The organism is Streptomyces laculatispora, assembly GCF_017353455.1.
Lineage (GTDB): Bacteria > Actinomycetota > Actinomycetes > Streptomycetales > Streptomycetaceae > Streptomyces > Streptomyces laculatispora.
This window is the reverse complement of sequence record NZ_JAFMPZ010000572.1, coordinates 1-13,824: the sequence shown is the minus strand read 5'-3', so window position 1 is coordinate 13,824 and position 13,824 is coordinate 1. Positions and strand designations below refer to the sequence as shown.

The window sequence follows — 13,824 nt, the reverse complement described above, 5'->3', positions numbered from 1 at the left end:
GGGCCGGGTCGACGCGTGACGCCGGGGAGTGGGCTGCCGAGCGTCAGTGGCCGGCCGACTCGGTGCACGCCCTGTGCGCGGTGCTGCGGAGCCGGGGCCGGACACTGGGCGTGGTGACGTTCCTGCGCTCGGCCCACCGCGCCGCCTTCGAACGCCCGGACGCGGTGTACGCGGAAAGCATGGCGGACCGCGTCGCGGCCTCGGTGGACCTGTACCAGTGCCTGCGGGAGAGCCCCGGCGACACCAGCCCGTACGGCGCCTGAGGGAGCAGCCCTCGCCGTGGCGGGCGCGCACCCCTCGGACGGGGCCTCAGCTCAGCGCCAGTTTTCGTTCCGATGTTCCAAGCGGCGCGTGACCAGTGGCCTGGCTTCGGCCGGTCGCGGACCCGCGGCATCGCGCGCTGGACCTGGCCGCTGTGCATCACCCTGTCCGGCTTCGGCGGGCAGAGTGATACAGACGCCAGAACTGCGGGGTCTGGTCGGGCAGTTGCTGGGTTGAGATGGATGCCTGGACATAATTCGCAGGCGTGTGGCAACGGCAAGGACCTACTCTGCTCGTCATGATCGACTGGAAGAGCGTCGAGGCCGCCGACTGTGCCGTGCCCGCTGACCGGCCCATGGACGACCTCGTCCGCGAGTTGTCCCGTGCCCTGGCAGATCCCGATCCACTGGTCCGGGACGGCGCGCCCTACACCGTCCTCGCGACCTGGATCGCCCGCGGGGCGATCGGGACGTCCCGGCGGCTGGAGCTGGGAGACGAGATGGCGACCCGGTTCACCGACGCGCGGGTCGAGGCCCGCACCTTCGCGCCCCTCGTGCTCGACATGCTGGTGGCCGCGGGGGACTTGAAGTCCGGCTGGGTGGACGCGTTCGAGCACTGGTACCCGGCGGAGAAGGATCTACGCGGCCACGACGACACGCTCGGCTGGCTTCATGCGGTGGCGCACGGCGCGGACCTGCTTGCCGGCTTCGGTCGCCACCCCGAGGTGGCGCCGGTGCGGATGCTGGACCTCGCCGCCGCGCGGCTGACGGCGCCCACCGACCACGTCTACGACCAGATGGAGGACGACCGCCTGGCCCGGGCGATCGCCCGGGTCCTCACCCGCACCGACCTGAGCGAACGCGACGCCGTCGGCTGGCTGGATCCGATCGCCGACCGCTTCGGGGCCGACCGCATCAGCACCCCGGTGCCCGCTCACATCAGCAACTGCCTGCGCACCCTGCGCCTGCTCTACATCCTCGCCGACCGGGGCGTGCGCCCCACCAGCGAACTGCCCGCGGAACCCCTCCACCACCGCGACGCGGTCAAGTCCGGCGTCGCCAGCGTCCTCGACCGGATCGTCAGACGCTGACCGACGGCACCCGTTCGGCCGGGCAGACCGGTACGCATGCCCTCCACGGACGACGTGGATGGCGCTGATCGCGCACACCGGCCTCCCCTACCCACATCGTCCAGTTGACGCTCGACGACGTGTTCAGCGACGGAGAAGCAACGCTTTTACGGCTCGGGGAACCCGCCTCACCCGCCCCCGCGCCAGTCGCATCCCTGCTGCTGGAGTACATCGCAAGTCGCGACAACATGAACGCCGCCACCAATCAGGCACCCTGCTGGCTCTTCCCCAGCCGGCCCGCCCCGACAACCTTCCGCGCTCAGGGGCGGGATCGGCGTCGCGCGGTCGCAGCCGCCCGCGGAGCCGTACGCCGCTGGCGATCACACAAGGTCACCAGTCGGTTGGACTCCTCGGAGAACTGGCGACAGTTGAATACGAGAGCTCACCAGTATCAACCCCCGGTAGGGGGGCCGCCGGATTCATGCAGAGATGGCGGAGCGACGGGTGTCCGCGTACGCCCGTGCCCTGACTCCCGGTTCCCCTGTTCGAGCCACAAGCTCGGTGATCGATATGACTACGGCTTGTCACGTGTTCGGGTGGCGGCTGCCGCGGCGGGCCGTCTGCGTCCACCCGGTCGCCTGAACACGAACGGCGGTCCTTGCCATCCGCGGTCGGATGGCAAGGACCGCCGTCACGCTCAGGCCCCGGTGGCCGGCAGCGCGGGTGCGACGGGGCTCTCCTCGCCGAGTGGATCCCCGTTCAGCGGATCCTCGTTCGCCGAAGCCCAGCTGGCCCAGCTGGCCCCGGCGGACCGGCTCACTCGGACTGCGTGGAGACGCTCACACCGCTGAAATCCTGCGCGGCGGCGAGGCTGAAGTAGACCCAGCCGGACGGCGGGTTGTCGATCGTCAGGGTCTCGCTGTTGCCGGCGTTGGTGGACTTCGCCTGGTAGCTGCTGGTGGTGGCCCAGCTGCTGCCGCCGTAGTACAGGTCGGCGTTGCCGGTGCCGCCGCTACTGGTGATGGTCAGCTGCTTGAGGCCGGCCGGCAGGTACACGAAGTGGTAGCTGTAGTTGCCGGTGGAGGCCGCGAGGTTGTCCCGGCGGCAGTTCTTGTCGAACTGACGGGGGTCGCTGGTGGTGCAGAGCGGGGTGGACGAGGCCTCCGGCAGGGGGCCGCAGTCGTTGGTCGCGCAGGCGGTCGTCAGCCAGGTGGCGAAGCCGGCGTCGTAGCTGGTGCCGATGGTCTGCTTCAGGAAGGTGCGGGCACCGTTCCAGTCACCGGTGCGGTAATTGTTGAGCACGGTCTCGACGTCAGCGGGGTGCGCCTGGAGCATGTAGCGGACCGCAAGGAAGCCCCAACGGTAGACCCGGTTCGAGTTGACCTCGGGGTCCCCGTCCTGGTTGTAGACGGTGTCGAACAGGTCGCTGAGCTTGTAGGTCTTCTTGCCGGCCTCGCCGATCGCATCGGCGTTGCGCTCGTTGCGATAGCCGTACGAGATGTTCTCGGCGATGCCCTCGACCCACCAGATGGTCGGCGTGGTCAGGCTGGCCTCGAAGTCGCCGGCCATGTTGTAGCGGCCGTCGAGGTAGTGGGTGTACTCGTGGTTGAGGTTCCAGATCTGGAAGTCCGGGCGCAGCCAGCTGGCCTCGTGGGCGATGAAGCGGGCCTGGTTGCCGGCGGCGGCCGGGTTGCCCTCCTCGTACATGCCGCCGTTGTCGACGTCGATGTTGTAGATCGCCCAGGCGTACAGCGAGTACTGGGTGTAGTCGTCGAAGACGACGACCTCGAGGTTGGTGTTCACGTCACCGGGGATCGCGCCCTTGTCGCCGATGACCCGGTGGAAGTAGGCGTCCTGGTTGACCAGGCTGGTGCAGGTGCTGGCCAGCTGTCCGGGGGACATGTCCTGGGCGCGGATCTTCAGGTCCGGGGTGCACGTGTGCTGGATCGGCAGGATCGCCGGGAGCACACGGTCGCCCAGGTCACAGATGGCATAGGCCGCGCAGTTGTTCCTGTCGTACTGGCGCGTGTACCAGCCCAGGTTCATGGTGATCGGCGCGGTGGGGCCGACGTTCGGGTAGCGGTTGATCAGGTCCTTCAGCAGCGGCCTGACCCGGTCCTTGAGCTCGGGGACGTCGAGGGCGTAGCCGAGGTAGCGGCCGACGTTGCTGACGACGTCCAAGCGGTTCAGCTGCGCGCTGTTGCGCGTGATGAAGCCGGCCCAGGTGTTGAGGATGGTGGGGTCGGCCTTGAGGGCGGCCCGCCAGCCGCGGTCGTCGTTCTTGGCCTTGAAGCCGTTCTCGACGACCCACTCGACGTGCTGCATGGCGAGGTTCATCTGGCTGGGCCAGGTGCCGTCGTAGCTGCCGAGCATCCACTTGATGACGCCGGCGTACCGGCCGGCCGCGTGGGTGCTGTCGATCAGCGTGACGACCTCGTTGAAGATCTCGCCGTTGGCGTCGGTGACGTCCTTGCTGCGCGGGGAGGCGAAGAACGCGTCCAGCGCGCCGAGCGCCGCGCTGTCCAGCGCCGTGCCGTAGTCGCCGACGACGTTCGCGTGGTTGTCCTGCACGTAGTAGCCGGCGCGCAGGAACAGCACCAGCTGCCCGATGGCGGCGCTGTTGTTGCCCGAGTAGGTGGCGGAGGCGTCGCGCAGAGCGTTGGCGACGGTCACCATCTGGGCTTCACGGAAGGCCTTCCGCGCGTCCTCCCCGGTGAGGCTGAACAGCGGGTAGGTACAGGTGATCCGGGGGAGGGCCTTGAGCTGCTGGACCAACGCGTTGCCCGTGGCGTTGATCACGCCGGAGATGTCGCCGCACTCGTCCTCGGCGGCGGCCGAGGACTGCTTGCCGGCCTTGACGGGTTTGACGGTCGGGGCGGGTGCCGGGGCGGACTCCTCGGCACTGTCCTGCGAGGAGATCCGGAAGCGGGAGTTGTTGTTCATTGCATTGGGCGACTTGGGGACCGGGATCGACAGCGGCGCCGAGGCCGCGGTTCCACTTGCCTTCGCACCGGCCGGGGTCGTGGCGCCGACGGAGGAGGCCTGGCTCTGTGGCGCGAGCAGGCCGAGCGCAATGAAGACGGCTGCGCCGAGCGCAGGAAGTCTGCGCGCGTTGGCCTTCGATATCCGGAAGGGATGCATCTGTGGGGGCCTCCGAGGCCGTTTGGCCGCGTGCTGGGGACACGGGCAGTTAATGTGTGACATGTAAAATTGCACATGTCGCATTGCATCGGAAGGTTTCTGCCAGATTGCCGGCCACCGCAACTGAAACGTTGTCAACTGGGCCTTTTCCAACCTCGGATCGAGGTGTGGTGAAGGACGAGGACGGCCTTGACGATGTCGGTGATGCGGTTGGTGCTGCAGCGGAGCTTTCGCAGGAGGCGCCAGCCCTTGAGGGTAGCCATGGCTTGCTCGCCGAGGCAGCGGATCTTGGCGTGGCTGCTGTTGTGGCGGCGCTTCCATCGCTTCAGGCGGCGGCCTCGGCCAGCTCCCTGATACGCCTTGTCCGCCCCGCATTTGAGCCCCGAGTCGGTGAGGGCTTCGGTGATTCCGTGCTGTCGGGCGGCGGTGAGGTCGTGGGTCGAGCCGGGCAGGGCGGGTGAGGCCCAGAGCAGGCGTCCGAACGGGTAGGTGAGGACTTGCACGTTCATGCCGTGGCGTTTGTGTTTCCCCGAGTAGTACGAGGTGTCGGCTGCGATGCGGTCGATCGGGAGCAGGGTGCCGTCAAGGATGACGAACGCCTTCGTGCGGATCGTTTTCATCGCCTCGGCGAGTGTCGGGGCGAGGGTGGACAGGACCTCGACGGCTTCGCGTATGTAGCGAAATACGGTCGCGATTCCGATGCCGAACCCCACGGTGAGCTGGGCTTAGGTGTCACCGAACCGCAGGTGGGCCAGGGCCAGGAGGGCCTGCCGGCCGACCGGTAGTCGCCGCCACCGCGTCCCGAGCTTCTTCCGTCTGGCGGTCAGTTGCCCAGTCAGGAACCGCAGGGTGCGGCTGGACAGATCCATCGACGACGGGTAGACGAGCACGCGAAGCTCCTGGCAGACACCGGTGATCGTGGGCGGGAACCCGTCTATCAGGAGCTTCGTCGTTACGCAGGACTGTCCAACTCGCGCTCAGCGCGATCAGGTTGGAGAGGGCTCAATGACCTGACGCACTCCCAGCTCATCGCCGTGTCGGCTGGCAGTAACCGGCAGAAGGGAGACGAAGATCCGGGGCGCTGGCGCCCCTCCCTCACGACCTGCTGGTGCAAATACGGCCGGGCATGGATCAGCGTGAAGAGCATCTACGGGCTGACGGCCAACGAATCTGAGCTTGACGATCTATAGGAGCTTCAGAGTCAAGCTCAGTGCCGGTAGAAGATCCGGTCCGAGTACTGCGTCATCACGCGCCCGTTCCACTCGTGGCCCCCGTCGACGTTCCCCGAGCGCAGCAACGGCGGCTCAATGCCCCGTTCCAGCAGCCGCTCCGCCGCCGCCGCCATCATCGCCTGCATCACCGCACTGGTGACCACCGTCGACGCGGGCGCGAACGGTGCCTCGATGCCGTCCACGTTCAGCTCCGCGTCGCCGATCGCGATCTTGCTGTCGAGGACGATGTCGCAGTGGTCCCGCAGGAAGCCGCCCGAGCTGTGCCGGGACCGGGTGCCGTCCGCGTACGCGACCGAGGTGACGCCGATGACCTTCAGGCCCAGCGCACGCGCGTTCATCGCCATCTCCACCGGCAGCGCGTTGCGCCCGGACAGCGAGATGATCACGAGGACGTCGCCCGCCTTCGCGGGGCTGGAGTCGAGGACCGCGCCCGCCAGGCCGTCGACCCGCTCCAGCGCCGAGCCCAGGGTCGCGGGCATGACGTCGACCCCGAGTGCGCCGGGGACGGCCAGGAGATTCATCAGGGCGAGCCCGCCCGCGCGGTAGACGACGTCCTGGGCGGCGAGCGAGGAGTGCCCGGCGCCGAAGGCGAAGAGCCGGCCACCGGCCTCGACGGTGTCGGCGATCGCGGTACCGGCGGCCGCGATGTTGCCGGACTCCTCGTCGCGCACCCGCTCCAGCAGGCCGATCGCTGCGTCGAAGAACTGACCGGCCAGCTTGCTTTCGCTCATCTGAGGAGGGCCTTTCCGGCGGGGTGGGGTGACCAGGGGCGTCCGTACCGCCGATCACGTTGCGGTCTGGACCAGTGACATGTCAATACCGCAAGGGGTGCTCGGGCTCACTCCGGTACGCCGCATGGCACCGACGAGGCACGGTTGTCAGTGGTATGCGTCAGAATTGGGTCAGGGCCAGCGCACGATTGCATCGAGGGGCACGAAATGTCCGGACTGATCGACACAACGGAGATGTATCTCCGCACCATCCTCGAACTTGAAGAGGAAGGCGTGGTCCCCATGCGCGCCCGGATTGCGGAACGGCTGGACCAGAGCGGTCCGACGGTCAGCCAGACGGTGGCGCGCATGGAGCGCGACGGCCTGGTTCAGGTCGCGGGCGACCGGCATCTGGAGCTGACGGAGGAAGGGCGCCGACTGGCCACCCGCGTGATGCGCAAGCACCGGCTCGCCGAGTGCCTGCTCGTCGACGTGATCGGCCTGGAGTGGGAGCAGGTCCACGCCGAGGCGTGCCGCTGGGAACACGTGATGAGCGAGGCCGTGGAGCGGCGGGTGCTGGAGCTGCTGCGCCACCCGACGGAGTCCCCGTACGGGAATCCGATCCCGGGCCTGGAGGAGCTGGGCGAGAAGGCCGAGGCCGATCCGTTCCTCGACGAGGGCATGGTGAGCCTGTCGGATCTCGACCCGGGCGCCGAGGGCAAGACCGTGGTGGTCCGCCGGATCGGTGAGCCGATCCAGACGGACGCCCAGCTGATGTACACGCTGCGGCGGGCGGGCGTGCAGCCCGGTTCCGTGGTCAGCGTGACGGAGTCGCCCGGCGGGGTGCTGGTCGGCAGCAGCGGGGAGGCGGCGGAGCTGGATTCCGAGGTGGCGTCGCACGTCTTCGTCGCCAAGCGCTGATTCGTCGCTGAGCGCTGATTGGCCGCCGAGCGCTGACTTATGTCGCGGCGGTGATCCGTCGCCGAGCGGCTGATTCGTCGGCACGCACGGGTTCGTCGGCATGCGTCGAACGGTGGGCGGCCGGTGCTCGACCCACGCCGCACAGGCGGCGTCGAGTACCGGCCGCCGATGCCCGCTTCCCGCTTTTCCGTCCGGAATTGCAGCGCTCGGACGGATCGCGTGCCAGGCTGTGGCTGAGGGATACCTGAGAGTGTCGGCCGCCTGGTCGCGCGGTCGGGGAGGGGAGCAGGGTATGCGCCCGTCGTGCTGGCATGTCCGGCCTGCGCACCGGATGAGAGACGCACTCACGCCCGCGCCCGGCTCCGGTCCCCGGCCCTATGAACGATGGATGGCCCCGGCGCCTCACGGCGCCGGGGCCTGTCCTCCCCTGTCCCGACCTGGAGCCCCGAGCTCTTCAGGTCGGTCCCTGCGGGCCCTCATCCCCGAGCGGCCCGCCCCCCGGAGAAGATCTCCCCTCCGCGGCCGACGTCAATCCTTGGAAGCTGTCACTCGAACGAGCGGTGTTGTGCGCCGGAAGCCAATTTTCGAATAAGAGTTCGATAGTCTGGCGGGACGCGACCACATGGTGATCGAGGGACCAGAAGGGGGTGCCAGAACATATGGTGCGGCGCATCGATGTGACCGGAACCGACGGCGTACGCCTCGCGGCCTGGGAGTTCGCCGATCCGCCCAAGGAGCGCGCGACGGGCGAACGCGCCCCCGGCGTCTTAATGCTTCACGGTCTGATGGGCCGGGCCTCGCACTGGGCCTCCACCACCCGCTGGCTCGCCGAGCGGCACCGCGCGGTCGGCCTCGACCAGCGCGGCCACGGCCGCAGTGACAAGCCGGCCGACGGCCCGTACACGCGCGACGCGTACGTCGCCGACGCCGAGGCCGCGATCGAGCAGCTCGACCTCGCCCCCGTGACCCTCGTCGGACACTCCATGGGAGCGCTCACCGCCTGGCAGCTCGCCGCCAAGCGCCCCGACCTCGTCCGGGCGCTGGTCATCTGCGACATGCGGGCCTCCGCGCTCGCAGCGGCCTCGCAGCGGGAGTGGGAGGAGTGGTTCAAGTCCTGGCCGGTGCCGTTCGCGACGCTGTCCGACGTACGGAAGTGGTTCGGCGAGGACGACCCCTGGGTGGAACGCCCCAATCCGTCGCGCGGTGAGTTCTTCGCCGAGGTGATGGCCGAGCGCGCCGACGGCTGGCGGCCCGTCTTCTCCCGCCGGCAGATGCTCCAGTCCCGCGCCACCTGGTTCTCCGAGGCGCACTGGGAGGAGCTGGCCCAGGTCAGCTGCCCGACCCTGGTGCTCCGCGGCCTCGACGGCGAACTGGGCCGGGCGGAGGCCCAGGAGATGGTCCGGGTGCTGCCGCGCGGGCAGTACGCGGAGGTGGCCGACGCCGGCCATCTCGTCCACTACGACCAGCCGGAGGGCTGGCGCGCCGCGGTCGAACCCTTCCTGGAGCAGTTCGCCGAGGACATCCGCGACGACCGGGAGCCGGTGTCTCCGTAACCCCGGAGCCCGGCACCCGTCACCCCTTGCTGACCGCCGCCAGGATCTCCGGCAGCCGGTCCGCCGTCCGGGGCGCCGCCACCCGCAGCCCGGCCCAGGCGATCAGCGCCCCGTACACGCCACCCACCGGCAACAGCAGCCACAGCCACCCCTGCGCACCGGCGAGATGCAGCCAGATCGTGGCACCGATCACCGGCGCGCACAGCAGCGCCGCCGAGACCATGCCGCCGAAGACCGAGATCCACGCGAGCCCGGCCTGACCCGGCGCCACGTTCTTGAACGCGCCGTCCTGCGGGATCGAGTACGGGAAGTTCGCCGAGGCCACCGCGCCCGTCGCCAGCATCGCGCCCAGCAGCGCGAACGACAGCCCCATGACCCCCGGCAGCTTCGCCCAGTCCCCGAGCAACGCGCACGTCAGCACCGTCACCAGGACCGTGTACGGAAGGGTGATCAGCAGCAACGCCAGTGCGCGCGCCCGCAGTTCCAGATAGGCGTCCCGGGGCGAGGAGATCGTCGCGGCCACCATCCAGAACGCGGAGGCGTCCTGCCCGAACTGGTTGTACATCTGGATGCCGAGCATCCCGGCGGCGAAGCAGGCGAAGTAGACCGAGCCGGTGCCCTGCAAGGCGTTGAGCAGCGGCACGATCAGCCCGATCGCCAGCGCCGTCACCCACGCGGCCTTGGTCTTCGGGTCCCGGGCGACGTAGCGCAGACTGCGCTGCATGACCGTGCCGGTGCGCCCCTCCGGGAACAGTGCCCACAGGCCGGAGCCGCGCGAACCGGACTTCGCTCGGCCCGGTTCGGCCGCGGCGAGCGTCGAGCCGTCCGGTGACGTCATCAGCTTCACCAGGCTGCGCTGCCACAGCCACACCAGCAGGGCCAGCGCCGCCACGGAGAGCAGCAGCTGAACGGCGGCCCGGCCGTACGAGCCCTGGGACGCGGAATCCACCGACCCGATCGCCGAACCGGGCGGCAGCCAGCGCACCACGTCCGCTGCCGGGTCCAGCGCGGAGAGGCCGCCGGCCCGGCCGAGCCGCTGCGCCCCGAAGTTGACGAACTGGATGCCCACCGCGATCACCAGTCCGCTGAGCACCGCCAGATCGCGGCCCTTGCGGGACGTCAGCAGCCGGCTGTTGGCCGTGGCGACGGCCCGCGCCAGCGCCACGCAGACCAGCAGCGTCAGCGGAGCGGCCACGACCGCGAACACCGCCGCGCCCGCCCCGTGGGCCAGTGCGATCACCGAACCGGCCGTCAGGCAGAGCGTGAACAACGGGCCGATACCGACCAGCGAGGCCATCAGCAGCGCGGCGATCAGGGGCCTCGGCCGCAGCGGCAGCATCACCAGCCGGCTCGGGTCGAGGGTCTCGTCCCCGGCGGCGAAGAACAGCGGCATCACGGCCCAGCCGAGCGCCAGCACCGCGGCCAGCGGCACCACGAGCGATTCCGCGTGGGCGTTGCCACGCAGCGCGATCAGCCCGATCAGCTGGCCCGCGGCGATCAGCAGGGTGACGACGACGGACGCGATGTACGCGGCCCGCCGGCCGGCCGACTGCCGCAGCCCGTTGCGCAGCAGCGTGAGCTTGAGCGTGACGAAGACGGGGACCAGGGCCGTACCGTCCATGCCGCCCGTCCGGGGCCCGGAGTCCGCCGGGACGTCGAGCACGCTCATCGGGTGCCGCCCAGCCAGTCCAGGGCGTCGCCGCTGTCGCGCCCGCCCGCGCCGACGAGCTCCAGAAAGGCGTCCTGGAGCGAGGGCGCGTCGCCGCGCACCTGCGCCAGGGTGCCCTGGGACCTGATGCGGCCGGCCGCCATGACGGCCACCCAGTCGCAGAGCGACTCGACGAGCTCCATCACATGGCTGGAGAAGATGACGGTCGCCCCGGAGCGGGTGTAACGCTCCAGCACTCCGCGGATGGTCTGCGCCGACACCGGATCGACGCCCTCGAACGGCTCGTCCAGGAAGAGCACTTCGGGATTGTGCAGCAGCGCCGCCGCGAGCCCGATCTTCTTCCGCATACCGGTCGAGTAGTCGACGACCAGTTTGTGCTGGGCGCCCGCCAGATCCAGGACGTCCAGCAGCTGGGTGGCCCGGCTGTCCGTCTCGGACCCCGGCAGCCCGCGCAACCGGCCTGTGTAGCCGAGCAGTTCACGCCCCGAGAGGCGTTCGAAGAGCCGCAGGCCCTCGGGCAGGACGCCGATCCGGGACTTCACCTCGACCGGATCGCGCCAGACGTCCCGCCCGCCGACCTCGATCCGGCCCATGTCGGGGCGGAGCAGGCCGGTGACCATGGACAGGGTGGTGGTCTTGCCCGCGCCGTTGGGCCCCACCAGACCGATGAACTTGCCCGCGGGCAGCTCCAGATCGATTCCGGCGACCGCGGTCTGCTCGCCGAACCGCTTCCAGAGCCCCTCCACGCGCACCGCGGGCGGCGTCACCCGCGAGGCGTCCGCCTCGACGGCCTGCTCTGCTCTGTCCGTGTCGCGCCGGTCCGGCATCGTGCACGCCCTTCGAAGTCCCCATGTGTGGGGGCCACCCTACGAAAGGCGGGTCCGCGCGTCGGCCGCTTCCCGGCCGCAGGCGTAGGCGAGCGGGCTGATGAGCTCCTCCACCTCGGGCAGCCAGCGGTTGGCGGTGGTGGGGCGGCGGGCCCACTGCACCGCGCCAAGGCCGCCGACCCGGGTCGGCGGGGCCGTCACGTACTGGCCCTCGCCGCAGCCGCGCAGATCGATCGCGGCGGCGCTCCAGCCCAGCCGCCGCACCAGGCCGTCGGCCTTGGCGGCGGCGTCCGGCAGGACGAAGAACTGCATGCGGCGGTCGGGGGTGTGGGTGACCGGCCCGAGCGGCAGGCTGAGCCGCTCCATCCGGGCCAGCGCCAGGAAGCCGGCCGACTCCGGTACGTCGATCGCGTCGAAGGCGCGTCCGGTCGGCAACAGGATCGCCGCCCGGGGCTGTTGGGACCACATCCGGCAGGCCGCCGCGCCGCTGCCGGTGGCCAGGCCCGCCCAGTCGGCCCGGGTGGGATGGGCGCCGGGAGCGGCGCAGCGGGTCTCGCCGCACGAGCACCGCTCCGTCCCGTCGGCCGGCTCCAGCCAGGTGCCGGGGCACACGTCCCAATGCCGCTCCTCGACGTACCGCACGGCGGCGTCGAGCAGCGGCTCGGCACGCTGCTGGGGGACCTGTGCGGCTTCCATGACTCCGATGGGCTCTTCCACGTCCAGCACAACTCCCGCCACCACCTGGGGTTACGGGGGCGGCGTGCGCGGTTGTCAGGGCGCTTCGTTCCCGCATACGGGGCGCATCGATGCATGGGCGGGGGCGCGCGGTAGGCGTCACGGCGAAGGGCGGGTAACCAGATACGGGAATTCCGGCACAGTTCGTCTCGCATCTTAGAGCGCTTGCTGTGACGAAAGATGCAAGACGCCGTGAAAGTGACCAACACGATGAATCGGTGCATTTCTCAGGCATATGTCGGGCAGTGATCCCGCAACGATCACTGCGGCCTCAGGGGGACAAACATGGCAGCCAGGCCTCTCGTCGCACGCCAGCCGAACGAACGGCTCCAGGCGCTCATCCAGGAAGCCGGATGCTCCAACGCGGGCCTCGCCCGCCGCGTCAACATGGTCGGGGCCGAACGCGGGCTCGACCTCCGGTACGACAAGACCTCGGTCGCCCGCTGGCTGCGCGGACAGCAACCACGCGGCAGGGCACCGGGAATCATCGCCGAGGCACTCGGCCGCAAGCTCGGCCGTACGGTCACGATCGACGAGATCGGGATGGCCAACGGCAAGAACCTCGCCTCCGGCGTGGGGCTGCAGTTCGCCCCGACGGTGATCGGGGCGATCGAGCAGGTCTGCGAGCTGTGGCGCAGCGATGTCGGCCGCCGCGACTTCCTCACCGGTTCGGCGGTGGCCTCCTCGGCACTGGTCGAGCCCAGCCGGGACTGGCTGATCAGCGGCGCGGACCCGCAGGTCGCGCGGGCGGCGGGGGCCCGGGTCGGGATGCCCGACGTGGAGGCGGTGCGGGCGATGACGGCCGCGCTGGTCGACCTCGACCACCGGTTCGGCAGCGGCCACGTGCGGCCGGTCCTGGTGCACTACCTGAACAGCGTGGTCTCCGGGCTGCTTTCGGGCGCGTACCGCGAATCGACCGGGCGGCAGCTGTTCGCGGCGGTCGCGCGACTCACCGAGCTCGCCGGGTACATGGCGATCGACACGGGCCAGCCGGGGCTGGCCCAGCGCTACTACATCCAGGCGCTGCGGCTGGCACAGGCGGCGGGCGACCGCGCCTACGGCGGCTATGTGCTGGCCGCGTCGATGAGCCATCTCGCGGCCCAGCTCGGCAATCCGCGCGAGATCGCCCAGCTGGCCAGGGCCGCGCAGGAGGGCGCGCGCGGACGGGTCACCCCGAGGGCGGAGGCGATGTTCTACGCCGCGGAGGCGCGCGGCCACGCCCTCCTCGGTGACGCCGGCACCTGCCAGTCGGTGGCGGGTCTGGCGCAGGCGGCCCTGGAGCGCGCCGACCCGGACAGCGGTGACGATCCCGACTGGATCGCCCACTTCGATCACGCCTATCTGGCCGACGAGCTGGCGCACTGCCACCGTGACCTCGGGCAGGCGGAGGCGGCCGCGCGCCGGGCGAAGGAGTCCCTGGACGGCCACCCGGAGTCCCGGGCCCGCCGCCGCGGCATCGGCCTGGCGCTGCTGGCCACGGCGCAGGTGCAGCTGCGCGACGTGGAGCAGGCCTGCCACACCGGGACGCGGGCGATGGAGCTCCTGGGCTCGGTGCGCTCCAGCCGGGGCGCGGAGTATCTGGAGGACCTGCAACAGCGACTGGTGCCATACGGGGACGAGCCCGCGGTACGGGAGTTCGGAGCCCGTCTGGAACTCCAGGCGGCTTGATCCGAAGGGTGCGGCCGGTACGGGCCCCGGCCGCACCC

The 13,824-nt window shown here is 70.3% G+C and carries 10 protein-coding genes and 1 pseudogene; 5 read left to right on the top strand and 6 right to left on the bottom strand.

Annotation, left to right across the window (positions count from 1 at the left end; translation table 11 throughout):
* On the top strand, window positions 1–263 hold a 263-nt coding region (locus tag J1C73_RS30410; RefSeq protein ID WP_504744771.1), incomplete at its 5' end, for a GAF domain-containing protein.
* Between the two features lie 296 nt (window positions 264–559).
* The gene (locus tag J1C73_RS30405; RefSeq protein ID WP_207319189.1) at window positions 560–1,351 is read left to right on the top strand and encodes a DUF2785 domain-containing protein; all 792 of its coding nucleotides are present in this window, start codon (window positions 560–562) and stop codon (window positions 1,349–1,351) included.
* Window positions 1,352–2,146: 795 nt separating this feature from the next.
* Here J1C73_RS30405 and J1C73_RS30400 read toward each other — a convergent pair.
* The 3 genes and pseudogenes from J1C73_RS30400 to J1C73_RS30390 form a co-directional block, all read right to left on the bottom strand.
* Window positions 2,147–4,471 (bottom strand): M9 family metallopeptidase, encoded by a 2,325-nt coding sequence (locus tag J1C73_RS30400; protein ID WP_242644928.1) that lies wholly within the window; start codon window positions 4,469–4,471, stop codon window positions 2,147–2,149.
* A 134-nt stretch (window positions 4,472–4,605) separates the two neighbouring features.
* Window positions 4,606–5,361 (bottom strand): annotated as a pseudogene (locus tag J1C73_RS30395) (transposase family protein).
* A 317-nt stretch (window positions 5,362–5,678) separates the two neighbouring features.
* Window positions 5,679–6,434: an SIS domain-containing protein gene (locus J1C73_RS30390; RefSeq protein ID WP_123460902.1), complete on the bottom strand. Its 756-nt coding sequence runs from the start codon at window positions 6,432–6,434 to the stop codon at window positions 5,679–5,681.
* Between the two features lie 207 nt (window positions 6,435–6,641).
* Here J1C73_RS30390 and J1C73_RS30385 point away from each other — a divergent pair, with 207 nt between their 5' ends.
* Together J1C73_RS30385 and J1C73_RS30380 are read left to right on the top strand one after the other, a co-directional pair.
* A complete protein-coding gene (locus J1C73_RS30385; RefSeq protein WP_123524341.1) occupies window positions 6,642–7,334 on the top strand; it encodes an iron-dependent transcriptional repressor DtxR in 693 nt (230 codons plus the stop codon).
* A gap of 659 nt (window positions 7,335–7,993) precedes the next feature.
* A complete protein-coding gene (locus tag J1C73_RS30380; protein ID WP_207319191.1) occupies window positions 7,994–8,887 on the top strand; it encodes an alpha/beta fold hydrolase in 894 nt (297 codons plus the stop codon).
* A 19-nt stretch (window positions 8,888–8,906) separates the two neighbouring features.
* Here the strand turns inward: J1C73_RS30380 and J1C73_RS30375 are convergent, their stop codons facing one another.
* From J1C73_RS30375 to J1C73_RS30365, 3 genes are read right to left on the bottom strand one after another with little or no spacing between them, the layout of a single operon-like run.
* Window positions 8,907–10,556 carry a transporter gene (locus tag J1C73_RS30375; RefSeq protein WP_207319187.1) on the bottom strand — a complete coding sequence of 550 codons (1,650 nt, stop codon included), beginning with the start codon at window positions 10,554–10,556 and terminating at the stop codon, window positions 8,907–8,909.
* Complete coding sequence (locus tag J1C73_RS30370; RefSeq protein WP_207319186.1) at window positions 10,553–11,383, bottom strand: ABC transporter ATP-binding protein; 831 nt, start codon at window positions 11,381–11,383, stop codon at window positions 10,553–10,555. The genes J1C73_RS30375 and J1C73_RS30370 overlap by 4 nt, the downstream gene beginning before the upstream one ends.
* Window positions 11,384–11,422: 39 nt before the next feature.
* On the bottom strand, window positions 11,423–12,079 hold the full coding sequence (locus J1C73_RS30365; RefSeq protein ID WP_207319190.1) for a bifunctional DNA primase/polymerase: 657 nt from the start codon (window positions 12,077–12,079) through the stop codon (window positions 11,423–11,425).
* 324 nt (window positions 12,080–12,403) lie between these two features.
* Here J1C73_RS30365 and J1C73_RS30360 point away from each other — a divergent pair, with 324 nt between their 5' ends.
* Entirely contained in the window at window positions 12,404–13,786 is a 1,383-nt protein-coding gene (locus J1C73_RS30360) for an NsdA family TPR-like regulatory protein (protein ID WP_207319185.1), read from the top strand.
* The last annotated feature ends 38 nt before the right edge of the window (window positions 13,787–13,824 follow it).

Excerpts from the sequence above, each read along its gene's own strand:
- J1C73_RS30405 (WP_207319189.1), top strand. The coding sequence starts at position 560 with ATGATCGACTGGAAGAGCGTCGAGGCCGCCGACTGTGCCGTGCCCGCT.
- J1C73_RS30400 (WP_242644928.1), bottom strand. The coding sequence starts at position 4,471 with ATGCATCCCTTCCGGATATCGAAGGCCAACGCGCGCAGACTTCCTGCG.
- J1C73_RS30390 (WP_123460902.1), bottom strand. The coding sequence starts at position 6,434 with ATGAGCGAAAGCAAGCTGGCCGGTCAGTTCTTCGACGCAGCGATCGGC.
- J1C73_RS30385 (WP_123524341.1), top strand. The coding sequence starts at position 6,642 with ATGTCCGGACTGATCGACACAACGGAGATGTATCTCCGCACCATCCTC.
- J1C73_RS30380 (WP_207319191.1), top strand. The coding sequence starts at position 7,994 with ATGGTGCGGCGCATCGATGTGACCGGAACCGACGGCGTACGCCTCGCG.
- J1C73_RS30375 (WP_207319187.1), bottom strand. The coding sequence starts at position 10,556 with ATGAGCGTGCTCGACGTCCCGGCGGACTCCGGGCCCCGGACGGGCGGC.
- J1C73_RS30370 (WP_207319186.1), bottom strand. The coding sequence starts at position 11,383 with ATGCCGGACCGGCGCGACACGGACAGAGCAGAGCAGGCCGTCGAGGCG.
- J1C73_RS30365 (WP_207319190.1), bottom strand. The coding sequence starts at position 12,079 with ATGGAAGCCGCACAGGTCCCCCAGCAGCGTGCCGAGCCGCTGCTCGAC.
- J1C73_RS30360 (WP_207319185.1), top strand. The coding sequence starts at position 12,404 with ATGGCAGCCAGGCCTCTCGTCGCACGCCAGCCGAACGAACGGCTCCAG.